13 protein-coding genes are annotated in these 15,960 nt (G+C 73.7%); 6 read left to right on the forward strand and 7 right to left on the reverse strand.

Features of this window, described 5'->3' with window-relative positions; translation table 11 throughout:
• The first annotated feature begins 1,048 nt into the window (after nucleotides 1–1,048).
• Entirely contained in the window at nucleotides 1,049–2,296 is a 1,248-nt protein-coding gene (locus ITX44_RS12410; protein WP_205357551.1) for an MATE family efflux transporter, read from the forward strand.
• On the opposite strand, the gene ITX44_RS12415 is transcribed toward ITX44_RS12410, so the two are convergent.
• The gene (locus tag ITX44_RS12415) at nucleotides 2,265–3,758 is read right to left on the reverse strand and encodes a hypothetical protein (protein WP_372440892.1); all 1,494 of its coding nucleotides are present in this window, start codon (nucleotides 3,756–3,758) and stop codon (nucleotides 2,265–2,267) included. The genes ITX44_RS12410 and ITX44_RS12415 overlap by 32 nt on opposite strands.
• Nucleotides 3,759–3,874: 116 nt before the next feature.
• A complete protein-coding gene (locus ITX44_RS12420) occupies nucleotides 3,875–4,357 on the reverse strand; it encodes a VOC family protein (protein ID WP_205357220.1) in 483 nt (160 codons plus the stop codon).
• Nucleotides 4,358–4,533: 176 nt separating this feature from the next.
• Here ITX44_RS12420 and ITX44_RS12425 point away from each other — a divergent pair, with 176 nt between their 5' ends.
• On the forward strand, nucleotides 4,534–5,688 hold the full coding sequence (locus ITX44_RS12425; RefSeq protein WP_205357221.1) for a glycosyltransferase: 1,155 nt from the start codon (nucleotides 4,534–4,536) through the stop codon (nucleotides 5,686–5,688).
• Between the two features lie 35 nt (nucleotides 5,689–5,723).
• Here the strand turns inward: ITX44_RS12425 and ITX44_RS12430 are convergent, their stop codons facing one another.
• Nucleotides 5,724–6,545 (reverse strand): glycosyltransferase family 2 protein, encoded by an 822-nt coding sequence (locus ITX44_RS12430; RefSeq protein ID WP_205357553.1) that lies wholly within the window; start codon nucleotides 6,543–6,545, stop codon nucleotides 5,724–5,726.
• Nucleotides 6,546–6,604: 59 nt separating this feature from the next.
• The gene (gmd, locus tag ITX44_RS12435) at nucleotides 6,605–7,618 is read right to left on the reverse strand and encodes a GDP-mannose 4,6-dehydratase (protein WP_205357222.1); all 1,014 of its coding nucleotides are present in this window, start codon (nucleotides 7,616–7,618) and stop codon (nucleotides 6,605–6,607) included.
• A 104-nt stretch (nucleotides 7,619–7,722) separates the two neighbouring features.
• On the opposite strand from gmd, the gene ITX44_RS12440 reads away from it, so the two are divergent.
• From ITX44_RS12440 to ITX44_RS12450, 3 genes are all read left to right on the forward strand, one after another.
• The gene (locus tag ITX44_RS12440) at nucleotides 7,723–8,673 is read left to right on the forward strand and encodes a GDP-L-fucose synthase family protein (protein WP_205357223.1); all 951 of its coding nucleotides are present in this window, start codon (nucleotides 7,723–7,725) and stop codon (nucleotides 8,671–8,673) included.
• 108 nt (nucleotides 8,674–8,781) lie between these two features.
• Nucleotides 8,782–9,366, forward strand: coding sequence for a SigE family RNA polymerase sigma factor (locus ITX44_RS12445; protein ID WP_372440893.1), 585 nt, complete (start codon nucleotides 8,782–8,784; stop codon nucleotides 9,364–9,366).
• A complete protein-coding gene (locus ITX44_RS12450; protein ID WP_205357224.1) occupies nucleotides 9,363–9,875 on the forward strand; it encodes a hypothetical protein in 513 nt (170 codons plus the stop codon). The genes ITX44_RS12445 and ITX44_RS12450 overlap by 4 nt, the downstream gene beginning before the upstream one ends.
• A 126-nt stretch (nucleotides 9,876–10,001) precedes the next feature.
• Here ITX44_RS12450 and ITX44_RS12455 read toward each other — a convergent pair whose 3' ends face one another.
• Complete coding sequence (locus tag ITX44_RS12455) at nucleotides 10,002–11,444, reverse strand: sugar transferase (protein ID WP_307795267.1); 1,443 nt, start codon at nucleotides 11,442–11,444, stop codon at nucleotides 10,002–10,004.
• 563 nt (nucleotides 11,445–12,007) lie between these two features.
• On the opposite strand from ITX44_RS12455, the gene ITX44_RS12460 reads away from it, so the two are divergent.
• Entirely contained in the window at nucleotides 12,008–13,030 is a 1,023-nt protein-coding gene (locus ITX44_RS12460; RefSeq protein WP_205357226.1) for a small ribosomal subunit Rsm22 family protein, read from the forward strand.
• Here the strand turns inward: ITX44_RS12460 and corA are convergent.
• Together corA and ITX44_RS12470 are read right to left on the reverse strand one after the other, a co-directional pair.
• Nucleotides 13,008–14,174: a magnesium/cobalt transporter CorA gene (gene corA / locus ITX44_RS12465; RefSeq protein WP_205357227.1), complete on the reverse strand. Its 1,167-nt coding sequence runs from the start codon at nucleotides 14,172–14,174 to the stop codon at nucleotides 13,008–13,010. The two genes, ITX44_RS12460 and corA, sit on opposite strands and share 23 nt — an antisense overlap.
• Complete coding sequence (locus ITX44_RS12470; RefSeq protein WP_205357228.1) at nucleotides 14,171–15,736, reverse strand: phytoene desaturase family protein; 1,566 nt, start codon at nucleotides 15,734–15,736, stop codon at nucleotides 14,171–14,173. Before ITX44_RS12470 ends, corA begins: the two co-directional genes overlap by 4 nt.
• Between the last annotated feature and the right edge of the window lie 224 nt (nucleotides 15,737–15,960).

Here is a 15,960-nt window from a genome sequence, read left to right on the forward strand (position 1 = left end):
TACCGAGGCGGGCCCGCCCGTTGCCGAGCTGTGGAGGTATGGCGCGGGCGAGGGGCGGGATGGCACCGGTCCTCGGCCTGCGGGCACCGACGCCCCCGGGCCTGCCGCCGAGTCCTGGGCGTACGGCGCGGACGAGGGAGCGGATGCGGCCGGTCCTGGGCTGGCGAGTACCGAGGCGGGCCCGCCCGTTGCCGAGCTGTGGAGGTATGGCGCGGGCGAGGGGCGGGATGGCACCGGTCCTCGGCCTGCGGGCACCGACGCGCCCGCGCCTGCCGCCGAGTCCTGGACGTACGGCACGGATGACGGGCCGGATGTAGCCGGTCCTGGGCCGGTGAGTACCGAGGCGGGCTCGCCTGCTGCCAAGTCCTGGACGTACGGCACGGACGATGGAGCGGATGCGGCCGGTCCTGGGCTGGCGAGCACCGAGGCGGGCTCGCCTGCTGCCAAGTCCTGGACGTACGGCACGGACGACGGGCCGGATACGGCCGGTCCTGGGCCGGTGAGCACCGACGCGTCCGCGTCCGTTGCCGAGTCCTGGGCGTACGGCGCGGCCGAGGCATCGGATGGAACCGGTCCTGGGCCGGCGAGCACCGACGTGGCCCCGACCGCCGCCGAGCCGTGGACGAACGGCACCGGGCAGGCGCAAGGCGCAACCCGTTCCTGGCCCGCGAGCACCCCGGCGCGTCCGGCTGTCGCCGCACCGTGGACGAACGGCACCGACGCGTGGCAGCCGCAGACGGAAGCGCGCCCGGGCGGCACCGACCCGCAGGCCACGGCCCGGATCGGTGATCCGCGGGCGTTCGGTGCCGACTCGTGGCTGGTGAGCACCGACTCGCGCACCGCCGACACCGTCGATCCGTGGTCGGTGAGCTACGATCCGCGCGCCGCCGCCCCCGGCGGGCCGGCCGCCCTCCCCGGCCCGCGGACAGCCGGCGCCGACCCGCGACCGCCGGGCACCGACCGGCCCCAAACCGCCGCCGGCGCCCCGCGCCCACCCGCACCGACCGCTCCCGGAACACCTGACCCGCAGCCCGCCGCGGGCGAGACCATCCGCACCCGCTCGGCCATCATCAGCTCGGTCGCCGATCAGGGCGTGGCCGCGATCACCAACATCGCCGTCCTCGTGATGGCCGCCAGGCTCTCCTCGGCGGCGGCGTTCTCGGTGTTCTCCATGGTCTACATGGTCTTCACCGTGCTGCTGGGCATGAATGTGTCGTACGTCGGCCAGGCCCTGGTGCTGGAGCGGGGCTCGGCCCGGGTGCGCGCGGCGTGCCGCTCGGCGGTGGAGTTCACCGCGCTGGCCTCGGGGGTCATCGGCGTGACGATGGCGATGGTGCTGTACCTGGTGCCGGGACCCACCGCGCGCGGCCTGGCCGTACTCGGCCTGGTGCTGCCGATCGTGCTCACTCAGGACGGCATGCGCTACTGCTTCTCCGCGCTGCGGCTGCCGCAGTACGCCCTGGCCACCGACGCCGTACGGCTGCTCGTGGCCGTGCCCGCGCTGGCCGTTCAGCCGCACGGCGCCGGGGCGGTGCGGCTGGTCGGGGTGTGGGGGCTGTCCGCGCTGCCGGCCCTGCTGACCGGGCTGGTCCTGCTGCGCCCGCGGATCGCCGGCACCCGCCCGGACCTGGGCCCGTACCTGCGGCGCGGCCACCTCGGGCAGCGGTTCGTGATCGAGTTCGGGGTGGGCAACGCCACCAGCCAACTCGCCGTCATCGGGCTCGGCCTCGTCGCCGCCCCGCTGGCGGTGGGGGCGCTGCGCGGCGCCACCACCCTGTACGGGCCGATGAACGTGCTCTACAACTCCGCGACCGCGTTCGGCCCGCCGTTGCTGGCCCGGGTGGACCACACCGACGACAAGCTGCGGGCCACCACCGTGCTGGGCGCGGCCCTGTCCTGGTCGGCGGCCGCGTGGACGGTGCTGCTGATGGCGCTGCCCGACAGTGCCGGCCGGCAGCTTCTCGGCGACACCTGGGCCGCCTCCTCCGCGCTGCTGCCGGCCTCCGGCAGCCAATACGCCGGGATCGCGCTGGGCACCAGCGCGCTGCTGACGCTGCGGGTGCTCCAGCCCCGGGCGACCCTGCCGATCCAGGTGGTCTTCTCGCTCGCCTCGGTCGTCTTCATGCTGGCCGGCTACGGTCTGGACGGCGTCCTCGGCGCGGCCTGGGGGCTGTGCCTGGGCTCGGCGCTCAAGGCGATCGCGCTGTGGTGGCGGATCGTGGTGATCCGGCACAACGCCAAGGCCGTGCGCCGCCGCGAGCGGGTCAGCGCAGCAGCTTCCGCCGGTCGGAGGTGAAGGTCGTCACCAGCAGCAGGCACACCGCGGCCACCCCGATCCGCCCGGCGGCCTGGAGCAGCGGCCCGCGCAGCAGGATGAACGAGTAGCCGGCCACGACCGGTACCACCACGGCCGCCAGCGCGCCCGGCCCGCCCTCCTCCAGGGTGCGCCGGGCGTAGCGGCGGTCGGTGCGCGCGGCCGCGTACCCGACCGCCACGAAGCCCGCGGTCATCCCCAGCGGCCCGAAGTCCAGCCACAGTTCGGCCCACAGCGGGGAGGACAGGTTGGTGTTGGTCATCCCCATCCACTGGCCGACCCGCACCCCGGAGTCCAGCGGCTTGCCGTGCCACACCGACCGCGGCACGAAGAACAGCACGTCCGAGGCGAGCTGGCGGCCGTCGGAGTGCCCGGCGCCGGACTTCACGAAGGTCAGCGTGTTGGCGAACATGCCGATCTGGTCGTAGTCCTTGAGCGTCAGCGGCTCCAGCACCGAACCGGTGGACCGGGCGCGGTGCGTGGCGCCGGTGTCGTACCGGAAGCGGTCCAGGAACGGGAACAGCAGCAGCGCCGCGACCACCCCGGTGACCAGGGCCGCGCGGTAGACCGCCGGGCTGCGCGGGAAGGCGGTGAACACCAGCGCGAACGCCACCGTCAGGAACCAGTAACGGGGGTTGGAGATCGGGTTGTTGACGATCACGTTGAGCACGACCAGCCCGGCGAGCGCGAGCACCGCGGCGGGGCTGCGGCGGGCGGCCTTGGAGGTGAGCGTCCAGCGCAGCAGGATCAGCAGCGCCAGCAGGGCCGGGACGGTGCCGAAGCCGCGGACCAGGGCCGCGCCCACCTGGCTGGTGCCCGCGGCGCCGGTCAGGCCGCTGGCCCGCACCGAGTCGCTGATGCCCTGCCGGCTGGTGAAGAACACCGCGGGCCCGCCCAGCTTCACGATGGACACGACGCCGCCCACGTACGCCACCGCGACCAGCAGCCACAGCCGCCGCCGCGACACCGACGCCGGCGGGCGGGGCCGTCGCCACCGGGGGGCCGGCCGGTGCCGGGCCAGCAGTGCCCCCGCGTCGAAGGCCACGCACCCGATGAGCACCAGGGCGACCGCCCAGGTGGTGTCCGAGGGCGGGCCCACCACCGGGGTCGGCACCTGCCCGATCACCGCCTGGGTCAGCGGCGCCACGCCCATCGCGACGTAGCAGAACAGCCAGAAGGCGCCCTGGACCAGGCGCCCTCGGCGGGTAAGCACCATCGCCGACAGCCGGGCCCCGGCGTAGACGGTCAGCGTCAGTTGCAGCCAGAAGCCGGTGTCGCGCTGCCCGGTGCCGGCCTGCGCGGTCACATAACCCGGCAGGGCGACCACCAGGCCGACGACCAGCGGCACCGCCAGCGCCCGGGACAGCGCGGCCCGGGACACCCCGGAGCCCGTCCCTGCGGGCGTCCGCAGTCCGCGTACCGCGCCCGGCGCCCCGACCGCCACGCCACCGCCCCCTCCCGCGCCTCGTGGTGAGGTCCCGCCTGCCGGTGAGTCTAGGGGCGGGTGGTGCCGGTCCGGGGGCGTACGGGCGGGCCGGGAGCGCGCTCGGGTACGAGTGCTCAGAGGCCGTCGTGGACCCGGCGCAGCTCGGCGATGTCGAGCTTCTTCATCTTCAGCATCGCCTCGGTGGTGCGGGTGGCCTTCGCCGGGTCGGGGTCACTGATCAGGTCGATCAGCATGGAGGGCACGACCTGCCAGGACACCCCGAACCGGTCCTTGAGCCAGCCGCACGGCCCCTCCGAGCCGCCGCCCTCGATGAGCCTGGTCCAGTAGTAGTCCACCTCCTCCTGGTCCTCGCAGTGGATCTGGAACGAGATCGCCTCGTCGAAGTGGAACTGCGGACCGCCGTTGATGCCGACGAACCGCTGCCCGTTGACGGTCCACTCCACCGCCAGCACCGAGCCGGGCTCACCGGGACCCGCCTCGCTGTAGCGGCCGACCCGGCCCTTCTCGCCGTCCTTGAACACCGACAGGTAGAAGTCCGCGGCCTGCTCGGCCTGCCCGTCGAACCACAGGGACGTGGTGAAACCCCTGGCGACCATCACTGCCTCCTCCGTCTGTGGCGCGGGGCGGATCCCCGCGTGCTCCTTATGACGGATCGGCTCCGCGAATCTCATCGGTTGCCCGGGGACACGCCGATAGGCTGGGCCGACGGGGGCGGAAGGGCCCGCGGGCGGGCCCGGACGGGAACCCCGGGGGACGGGGAGGGGACACGGCGGTGCGGGTCCTGCACGTGGTCACGCTGCACACGCCGACCAACGACTTCGGCGGCCCGACCCGGGTGGCGCTGAACCTGTCGCGGGGCCTGCGCGAACGCGGCGTGGACGCCCGGATCGCCACCCTCGGCGACGGCTTCCCCGGCCCGCTGCCCGGCAGCGTCGAGGGCGTGCCGTCCTTCCTGCACCGGGCCCGCCATGTGCTGCCCGCCTTCGAGGTCAGCGGGATCACCTCGCCCGCGCTGCTGGCCCGGGCCGGCCGCCTGGTGCGCGGCGCCGACGTGGTCCACGTCCACCTGATGCGGGACCTGATCACCCTGCCGTTCGCGCTGACCGCGCTGCGGGCCCGGGTGCCGCTGGTGCTCCAGACGCACGGCATGATCGACCCCACCGAGAAGGCGTTCGCCAAGGCGGTGGACGTACTGGCGCTCAAGCGGGTGCTGCGCGGCGCCGACGCGATCCTGCACCTGACCGCCGAGGAACGCGACGGCGTGCAGGCCGTGGTGCCCGGCACCCGCTTGCGGACCTTCCACCGCCTGGTCAACGGCGTCGCCCTCCAGGACCGCCGCCCCGCCCGCACCAGTCGCCCGCCGACCGTCCTGTACCTGGCCCGGGTCCAGCAGCGCAAGCGCCCCCAGGACTTCGTCGCCGCCGTCCCGCACGTGCTCGCCCGCCACCCCGGCGCCCGCTTCGTCCTGGCCGGCCCCGACACCGGGGCGCTCACCCCGGAGCTGCGCCGCCAGGCCGAGCGGCTCGGCGTCGGCCCGGCCCTGGAGTACGCAGGGCCGCTCGGCCACGCGCAGGTGCTCGACCGGCTGCGCCGCAGTGATGTGTACGTGCTGCCGTCCGTCGTCGAGCCTTTCGCCGTCTCGCTGCTGGAGGCGATGTCCGTCGGCCTGCCGGTGGTGGCCACCCGTACCGGCGGCCTGTCCCCGGACATCGAGGCGGCCGGCGCCGGGCGCCTGACCGACAGCCGCCCCGACGCCGACAACGGCCCCCTGATCGCCCGCGCCGTCCTGGACCTGCTCGACCCCGCGGCCAACGAACGCGCCTCGGCCGCCGCCTGGCACCTGGTCCGCGACCGCTTCTCGATCGACGCGGTGGTGGGCCGGCTGCTGGAGGTGTACGAGGAGGTACGGTCCCGGGCCCGCCGCTGAGCCCCGCCGCTCATACCTGCGCGGCCCCTCGTCCGTTATCGCCCGCCCCGCCGCAGCTCCCGGGTCTTCATCCCGATCTGCCAGCGGTAGAAGGTCATCGCGAGCGCGTAGTCCAGTCCGGCCCGGCCGTCCAGGAAGCCGCGCCGCAGCACGTAGGCGTAGAGGAACGACACCAGTGGCTTGAACGGCGCGCGGTGGAAGAGCTGCCCCTGCCGGGTCTTGGCCCGCCGGATGTCCTCGCGCACCGCCGGGTTCAGCTCCAGCCACGCCTCCCAGTCCGAGTAGCGGTTGTGCCGGTCGAACCAGGTGCGCACCGGGTCCAGGTCCTCGTGCTCGATGGTGGCCCGCAGCCGCCCCACCGGCTCGGCCAGCGGCTGGTAGTGGCCCTCCTGCTCGCCCATGCCCGGCGCGTCCAGGTCGGCCGGCTCGGGGAAGCGGCAGCGGGTGCGGTCCAGCAGGGCCCGCTTGACGATGGTGTGGCCGTGCCGCAGGCGCCGGCCGCCGAACCAGTAGCCCAGCCGCACGTCGAAGGCGGCCTCGGCCGGCGGCCCGGCGGCGAACCGCTCCCGCAGCTCGGCCAGCAGTTCCGCGCTCGCCGTCTCGTCCCCGTCGAGGAACAGCACCCACGGGATGTCGGTGCGCACCTGGTCCAGGCACCACTGCTTCTTCTTCGGGTAGCGGCCGTCCCAGGCGTACGGCACCACCTGCGCGCCCAGTTCCTCGGCGATCTTCACGGTGTCGTCGGTGGAGTGGGAGTCGACCACGACCACCGCCGCCACCGCCCCGATCACCGAGGAGACGGCCCGGGCGATGTTCTCCGCCTCGTCCCTGGTCGGGATGATCACCACCAGCGGCATCCGGTCCGTACGGTTCGCGGCGCCGTCCGTACGGTTCGCGCCGTCCGTGTGCTCGCGGCTCACCGGTCGATCCGTACGGTCGCGCCCGCGAGTTCGTCGGCCACCCGGCGGACATCGGCGTCCACCATGATCCGGGCCAGCTCCGCCACCTTCACCCGGGCCTGCCAGTCCAGCAGGTCGCGGGCCTTGGCCGGGTCGCCGATCAGCGCGTCCACCTCGCTGGGCCGCTGGTACTTGGGGTCGAAGCGCACGTACTCGGTCCAGTCCAGGCCCGCGTGCCCGAACGCGTACGCCACGAACTCCCGTACCGTCGCGGCCTGTCCGGTGGCCACCACGTAGTCGTCGGGCTCCTCCCGCTGGAGCATCCGCCACATCGCCTCCACGTACTCCGGCGCGTAGCCCCAGTCCCGGACCGCGTCGAGGTTGCCGAGGTAGAGCCGGTTCTGCAGGCCCGCCTTGATCCGGGCCACCGCGCGGGTGATCTTGCGGGTGACGAAGGTCTCGCCCCGGCGCGGCGACTCGTGGTTGAACAGGATCCCGTTGACCGCGTACATCCCGTACGCCTCGCGGTAGTTGACGGTTGTCCAGTAGCCGAAGACCTTCGCGCAGCCGTACGGGCTGCGCGGGTGGAAGGGGGTGCGTTCGTTCTGCGGCGGCGGGGCCGAGCCGAACATCTCCGAGGAGGACGCCTGGTAGACCCGGGCCTCGCAGCCGCTGGCGCGTATCGCCTCCAGCAGCCGCAGCGTGGACAGGCCCGTCACGTCCCCGGTGTACAGGGGCGTGTCGAAGGAGACCCGTACGTGCGACTGGGCGCCCAGGTTGTACACCTCGTCCGGCAGCAGGTCGCGCAGCAGGTTCACCAGCGCCACCCCGTCGGTCAGATCGCCGTGGTGCAGGACGAACGACCGGTCGCGCTCCTGCGGGCCCTGGTAGATGTGGTCGATCCGCTCGGTGTTGAACGACGACGAGCGGCGCACGATGCCGTGCACGGTGTAGCCCTTGGACAGCAGCAGTTCGGCGAGGTACGAGCCGTCCTGCCCGGTCACGCCGGTGATGAGGGCGGTCTTGGCCACGGGAGGTCCCTCCGGATGCGGTCGCTTGCGCCGTCACGCCACCCGGCCGGAAACCACGCCGTCACCCTCCGGGCGGACGCAGAGTGCTGGCAGAATCACTTAGCATGACAGATCTCCTCCCGGCCAGGGCGCGGATATTCGTCGCCGGGCACCGCGGACTGGTCGGTTCGGCCGTGGCCCGCCGCCTGACCGCCGACGGCCACGAGGTGCTCATTCGCCCCAGGACCGACCTCGACCTGCGCGATTCCGCCGCCACCGCCGCGTATCTGCGCGACACCCGGCCCGACGCGGTGGTGCTGGCCGCCGCCCGGGTCGGCGGGATCATGGCCAACTCCACTAAGCCCGTGCAGTTCCTGGAGGACAACCTCGCCATCCAGCTCAGCGTGATCGCCGGCGCCCACGCGGCCGGCGTGCCCCGCCTCCTCCTGCTCGGCTCGAGCTGCATCTACCCGCGGCTGGCCGAACAGCCCATCCGCGAGGACTCCTTGCTCACCGGTCCGCTGGAGCCCACCAACGAGGCGTACGCCGTCGCCAAGATCGCCGGGGTCGTGCAGATCCAGTCCTACCGCCGGCAGTACGGCGCCGCGTACATCTCCTGCATGCCCACGAATCTCTACGGCCCCGGCGACAATTTCGACCTCGCGACCTCCCACGTCCTGCCGGCCCTCATCCGCCGCTTCCACGAGGCCGCGCGCTCCGGCGCCCCCACGGTCACCCTGTGGGGCAGCGGCGCCCCCCGCCGTGAATTCCTCCACGTCGACGATCTCGCCTCGGCTCTCGCCCTTCTGCTGCGCGTCTACGACCAGGACGAACCCATCAACATCGGCTGCGGCGAGGACCTGTCCATCCGCGACCTCGCCGAGACCGTCCGCGACGTCGTCGGCTACGAGGGCTCCATCTCCTGGGACACGTCAAAGCCGGACGGCACGCCCCGAAAACTGCTGGACGTCTCCCGGCTGAACGACATGGGCTGGCGCCCGGCCGTCGCACTGCGCGAGGGCATTGCCTCGGTGTATCGCGAGTGGCGGGACGCGTCGGAAAAAGTCGCGCCCTAGGCAGTGCCGCCATCCGGACTCCCGTCACTGTGACCCAGGTCTCACGATGCGCGTGCAGCACACGAGACCGCTTTCCCGTCGAGGAGGGGTGACAGGAAGGGAGGAGATGTGGATCTGGCAACCGAGCACGATGTCCGTACCGGACGCGGCGAGCCGGGGCCGACGGAGTCGGAGAACGACTTCCAGGACTTCCACGGCTTCGTCGTCGCCCGGTCGGCCGTACTGTTCCGCGGGGCCCTCGTCTTGACGGGAAACCGCGAGGCCGCGGAGGACCTGGTCCAGGAGACCCTGGAGCGGGCCTGCCGCAAGTGGCGCACCATCGCCGCCAAGGACGCTCCGGAAGCGTACGTGCGGCGGATCATGGTGAACCTGGCCAACGACCGGTGGCGGAGGTTCCGCCGCACGGTCCCGCACCAGGACGGCGGCGACCGTGCCGCCCTCGCGGACCAGTACGGGCAGGTGGACACGAGGGACCAGCTGGTCCGGGCCCTCCAGGGTCTGCCGATGCGCATGCGGACGGTCGTGGTACTCCGGTACTTCCATGACCTGTCGGACGACGAGATCGCGGCCGACCTGAGGATCTCACCGAGCACGGTGCGCTCCCAGCTCGCTCGCGGCATCGACAAGCTCAGAGGCCAGTTCCCCGCACTCTCCGGCCCTTCACCACAGCGGCCCACGGAAGGAATCCGATGAGTTCACAGAGTTCGCGGCCTTCCGCCGGCACGGGGTACTCCCCCTTCGAGCAGGAATTGGTGAACGCCATGAACGACTTCGCAAGCGGCTCCGACGCGCCGCACTTCGACACGGCCGCCATCGCGCGCGGGGCCCGCCGCAAGCGGGCCACGGCCGTCGCGGGCATCGCCGCCGCCCTCGTCGTGGTGGGCGGAGGCACCGCGCTGGCCGCCGGGGCCGTCGGCGGTTCGCACGCCGCGCGTCCGGCCGCCGCGGCCACCTCCACCGCCGGCGCCGACGGCACCACCGTGCTGTACGGCTCCAGCAACGGAAAGACCGTCACCCTCCCGCTGGCCGGCGTGAGCTCGACCGGGGCCAGGGCGGCGCTCGTCAAGCTCCGGCTCACCCCCGACTTCTCGCGGACCCCGGTGGCCGGCTGCAAGCAGGCCACGGTCGTCGCAGTCTCGCCGCATGCCCCGACGGTCGTCCACGCGGGTGACACGGTCCACGTGACCGTCTGCGCCGGCTGACCCCGGCGGAACCGGCCTGACGGAGCCGGGTCGACAGGACAGAGGGTGGTGGCCCCGTCGGAACCGGGGCCACCACCTCTCCGCATTCCACCACGCCTGCGCGCTGGTAGGGCGTGCGGCTGCGACTCAATAGGCGCCCCGGCCGTCGGCGACGGCCCGGAAGGTGCGGGCGATGACGTCGACGTCGACCGTGAAGGACCAGTTGTCGACGTAACGCAGGTCAAGGGCGACGGTCTCGTCCCAGGAGAGCTCGCTGCGCCCGCTGACCTGCCAGAGCCCGGTGATCCCGGGTTTGACGGAAAGCCTGCGCAGCTCCACCTCGTCGTAGTGGGCGACCTCGTCGGCCAGCGGCGGGCGCGGGCCGACCAGGGACATCGTGCCGGCGAGGACATTGAAGAGCTGGGGGAGTTCGTCCAGGGAGGTGCGCCGCAGGAAGCGGCCGACCGGGGTGACCCGGGGGTCGCGGCGCATCTTGAACATCAGGCCGTCGTTCTCGTTGGCGCCGGTGAGTTCGGCCTTGCGGGCCTCGGCGTCGGCGACCATGGTGCGGAACTTCCACATGGTGAACGGTGCCGCGTGCCGCCCGTAGCGGGTCTGGCGGTGGAAGACCGGGCCGGGCGAGGTGAGGCGGACGGCCAGCGCGATCGCGCCGAGGACCGGGGCGAGCAGCAGCAGGCCGAGGGCGGCGCCGGTCCGGTCGAGCGCGCCCTTGAGGGCCAGTTGGGCGCCGCGCCGGATCGGCGGGGCGATGTGCAGCATGGCGAGGCCGGCCGGGGCGTCGAGCTGGACCCGGCGTACCGCCACGTCGACCAGGCCGGGCAGCACCGCGAGCGGGATGCCGGCGTCGTGCAGCGCCCACGACAGGCGGCGAAGGCGCTCGGCGGACAGCCGCGGCCCGGGCGCGAGCAGGACGAGTTCGGCGTCGGCCTCGCGGACCGCGCCCAGGACGAGGGCGGAGTCGCCGCTGGGCTGGGGCGGGTCGATCGCGCCGAGCCGGGCGACCACGGGTGCCCCGCAGGCCAGCCGGGCGCCGCCCACCGGGACCACGCCGACCACCACGTACGCGTGCTCGGTACGGGCCGCGAGGTGGCCGACCACGTGGTCGGCGGTGGCCGGTTCGCCGATGACCAGTACCCGGCGCACGGCCTGGGCCGAGCGGCGGTCGGCGATCAGGTGCCGGTGGGTGACCGCGCGGCCGGCCGCGGTGAGCACCGGCGCGGCGGTCACCCCGAGCAGCGCCCGCGAGGGCTCGACGATCTCCCCGAAGGCTGTCCGCAGCACGGCCAGCACCCCGAGCAGCACCAGCCAGTCGGCGAGCACCGCGAGCACCCCGCGGTTCTCGCCGAGCACATCGGCCGCGTACCGGCGGCGGACCGCGCGGATGGACAGCCAGGCAGCCGCCGTGACCACCGCGCAGGCCAGCGGGTGGGGCTGGCGGAAGTGCCGCAGCACCAGCAGCACCGGCAGCGCGATGCCCGCGGCGTCGATCAGCAGCGCCAGCGGCAGGTACCAGGCGGCCTTGTCGCCGTAGGTGCTGTGCACCCGGTGCAGGCCGTGTTTGCCGCGCACCCTGCGGTAGGCGCGGCGCAGCGGCGGCCCGGGCACCCCACGAGCATGCCCCGGCGTGCCAAGGGCACCGGTGTCACCCGGTGCCCTGGAGCCGGTGGCGTGCGGGGTCCGGCCCCGCTGCCTCGATGTCGGATTGTCCGTGTCGCGTGTGCCGGTGGCAGGTGTCCCCGCGCCGGCTGTCACCGCGTCAGGTGGTGTCCCGGTGACGTGCGTCCCGCTGCCGGGTGTGCCAGTGGCCGGTCCGTCGCCGCCCGGTGCGGTCCGCTGGACCGTCCCGGACCCGGCCGGTTCGTCCGGCCCCGATCTGACCGGTATTGCCGGATCTTCCTCGATACGCCGCATGGACCCCCCAGGCGCATAGCTCCGACTGGTGCCGCCGCACTTCCCCAAGAGCGGCGACTCCGTAACAAATGGGAAGGCTAGGTCATCATTGGGCATCCGCGCTGCGGATTGCACAGATTCGGGCTGATGTGATGAGTTGATCAACATACTGAATGCGGTGTTCCGGCCACCGACCGTAAGGAGTGCGGGGCAATGGGCGGCGCCCTTTACAGTGGTCTCTCGTGTCCACCGTCCCACTGCCCGACGACCTTCGGGCGGCGCTCGATGAGCAACTCGACGCCACTGCGCCCGGCCAGGCGTCCGCCCAGGTCGGGCGGCTGATCGAGCAGTACCGGGGAGCCACGCAGACCGCCGCGCCCGTGCTGCGGGACGCCGACGCCGCCGCCGCTTATGCCGCCTACCGCATGCCCGCGACCTATGCGGCGGTGCGGTCCGCCCTCGGCGCGTTCCGGCTGCGGGCCGGCGACTGGGCTCCGCGCACCCATCTGGATCTCGGCGGCGGGACCGGCGCCGCGACCTGGGCGGTGGCCGACGCCTGGCCGGACGAAGGGCACGAGAGCACCGTCCTGGACTGGTCAGCGGCCGCCCTGGAGCTCGGCCGCGCCCTGGCCGCCGGCGCCGAGGCCGCCCCGGTGCGCGCCGCGCGCTGGAGCCGCGCGCCCCTGTCCGGCGGCGCGCCGGAACTGCCCGAAACCGATCTGGTCACCGTCTCCTACGTGCTCGGCGAACTCACCCCCGCCGACCGCGCCGCGCTCGTCCGGGCGGCGGCCGGCGCGGCCCGCGGCGCCCTGGTGATCGCCGAACCCGGCACCCCCGAGGGCTACGCCCGGATCATCGAGGCCCGCGATCTGCTGATCGCGGCCGGCCACACCGTCCTCGCGCCCTGCCCGCACGACGCCGCCTGCCCGATGGCCGGCGGCGACTGGTGCCACTTCGCCGCCCGCGTCCCGCGGACCTCCCTGCACCGCCGGCTCAAGGGCGGCTCGCTGCCGTACGAGGACGAGAAGTTCTCCTACGTGGCCGCCGTCCGCCCCGGCGCCCTGCCCGCCCCCGCCGGCCCGGCCGCCGCCCGGGTGGTGCGCCACCCCCAGATCCGCAAGGGCCAGGTGCTGCTCGAGCTGTGCGCCCCGGAGCCGGGCCTGACCCGCGCCACGGTCACCAAGCGCCAGGGCGCGGCGTACAAGGAGGCGCGCGACGCCGAGTGGGGCGACACCTGGCCGCCTACAGCCAGCCGTACTTCCTGAACAGCCGGTAGCACAGCCACGACAACGCCGCCGTGACGCCCATCATGATCGGGTAGCCGTACTCCCAGTGCAGCTCCGGCATGTGGCGGAAGTTCATGCCGTAGAAGCCGGCGATCATCGTGGGGATGGCGAGGATCGCGGCGGCCGCGCTGATCCGGCGCATGTCGACGTTCTGCTGGACCGTGAGCTGGCTGAGGTTGGCGGACAGCAGGCCGTCCACCAGCTCGCTGTAGGAGACCAGGCGCTCGCGGACGTGCGACAGATGGTCGGCGACGTCGCGGAAGTAGCGGTTCAGCTCCGGGCCGACCAGTTCGGGCTCCTCCTCGCTGAGCCGCTGGAGCGGCCGGGCCATGGGGTTCACCGCCCGCTTGAACTCGATCAGCTCCCGCTTGAGCTGGTAGATCCGCTCCGCGTCGTCACCGTGGATGGCCGAGAAGACGTCCGACTCCAGCTCCTCCACGTCGAGTTCGACCGCGTCGGCGACGTCCAGGTAGTCGTCCACCACCTGGTCGGCGATCGCGTGCACGACGGCCGCCGGGCCGTGCGCCAGCATCTCCGGCCGCCCCTCCAGCGCACGCCGCACCCGGGCCAGGCCCGGCGCGCTGCCGTGCCGTACCACCACGACGAAGTCCGCCCCCAGGAAGATCATCAGCTCGCCGGTGTCGACCACCTCGCTGGTCGCGGTCAGCTTCTCGTGCTCCACGAACACGATGGTCTTCAGCACCATGAACAGCGTGTCGCCGTACCGCTCCAGCTTGGGCCGCTGATGGGCCTGCACCGCGTCCTCGACGGCCAGCGGGTGCAGCCCGAACGCCTCGGCGATCTCCTCCAGGTGCTCCGCCTCCGGCTGGTGCAGGCCGATCCAGGCGAAGCCGCCGCACTGCCGGGCCTGCGCCAGCGCCTCCTGCGGCGGCAGCGACGCCAGCCGGTGGCCCTTATCGTACACCGCGCAGTCCACCACCACATCGGTGAAGTCCCGGTGCGGCCGCGGGCCCGTGCCCCCGTCGTCGAGGGTGTGCCACTTGCCGCCGCGCCGCCACTGGCGGCCGATGGTGCGGCGGGCGCCGTCCGTCTCGTCCCGCCTGCGGTGCGGCAGCCTCGCTGCGCGCCGGGTCGGCTCGTCGGTCGTGGGCCGCTTCGTCATCGTGCCTTCTCCAGTACCGCCATCGCCGCATTGTGCCCGGGGACTCCGCTGACCCCGCCGCCGCGGACCGCGCCCGCGCCGCACAGGAAGACGTTCGCACGGTCCGTCCCGACACCCCAGCGTCCGGTGGTGCTCGTCACGTCGTCGCCGGCCGCGTACGGCCAGGACAGGTCGCGGTGGAAGATGTGCCCGCCGGGCAGCCCCACCTCGCGCTCCAGGTCCAGCGGCGACTTCGCCTCCAGGCAGGGCCGCCCGTCGCCGTCCACCGCCAGGCAGTCCGCCAGCGGCTCGGCCAGCACCGCGTCGAGCTGCGCCATGGTGGCGGCCAGCAGCTCGTCCTTGACGGCGCCCGGGTCGCGCTCGAACAGCCGGGCCGGCGCGTGCAGCCCGAACAGGGTCAGCGTGTGCGTGCCCCGCTCCGCCAGCTCCGGCGACAGGATCGAGGAGTCGGTCAGGCTGTGGCAGTAGATCTCCGAGGGCGGCGCGTCCGGCACCCGGCCCGCGGCGGCCTGCTCGTACGCCCTCTGCAACTGCGCGTACGACTCCGCGACGTGGAAGGTGCCGGCGAACGCCTCGCGCGGGTCGGTCGCGGTGTCCCGCAGCCGCGGCAGCCGCCGCAGCAGCATGTTGACCTTGAGCTGGGCCCCCTCCGGCCGTTCCGGCAGCGAATCCCCGAGCAGGCCGGCCAGGGCGTACGGCGACGCGTTGACCAGCACGTCCCGCGCGCCCACGGTCCGGCCGTCGCCGTACGTCACCTCCGCGCGGGTCCCGTCGGTGGCGATCGCGGTGACCTCGGCGCCGGTCACGATCCGCGCGCCGGCCGCGCGGGCGGCGTCCGCGAGCGCGTCGGTGAGCGCGCCCATGCCGCCCACCGGCACGTCCCAGTCGCCGGTGCCGCCGCCGATCACGTGGTACAGGAAGCAGCGGTTCTGCCGCAGCGACGGGTCGTGGGCGTGGCTGAACGTGCCGATCAGCGCGTCGGTCAGCGCCACGCCGCGCACCACGTCGTCGTCGAACGCCGCCTCCACCGCCGCACCGAGCGGCCGCTCGAACAGCGCCTCCCAGGCCGCGCCGTCGTCCACGATCCGCTCCAGCTCCGCCCGGGTCGGCAGCGGCCCGGTCAGCGTCGGGAACACCCGCTCGGCGACCCGCCGGGTCATCCCGTAGAACCGCTGCCAGGCCGCGAAGTCCCGGTCCGAGCCGGTCAGCCGCACGAACGCCTCCCGGGTGCGGCTCTCGTCCCCGGCGTCCACCAGCAGCCCGGTGTCGCCGTGCGGGGTGTACGAGGAGATCCGCCGCCGGCGCACCGCCAACCGCAGCCCCAGATCCGTCACGATCTTCCGCGGCAGCAGGCTCACCAGGTACGAGTAGCGGGACAGCCGGGCGTCCACCCCGGCGAAGGCCCGGGCGGACACCGCCGCCCCGCCGGTGTGCCCGAGCCGTTCCAGCACCAGCACCCGGCGCCCGGCCCCGGCCAGATAGGCGGCGGCGACCAGCCCGTTGTGGCCGCCCCCGACGACCACCACGTCGTAGTCGTCGGCGTAATCGTCGTGCGAAGTCATGGGCGGCACGATACTTGCGGACCCGGCCCGGGCGGGCCGGGGCCGTGCGGACGGTGAGCCGCGGGCCCCGGCCCGGGGGGCTTCGGCGCGCGCGGGTCAGGCCACCGGTGTCGCCTCCGGGGCGGCCGGGCCGGGGTCACCGGTGGCGCTCGTGGCGATGCCCGCCACGGTTGCCGGCGGGACGATCGTCGCGGTGCCGGACGCGGCTGACGTTGCCGTGATCG

Origin of the sequence: Actinacidiphila acididurans, from assembly GCF_016918855.1 — a bacterium.
GTDB lineage: Bacteria > Actinomycetota > Actinomycetes > Streptomycetales > Streptomycetaceae > Actinacidiphila > Actinacidiphila acididurans.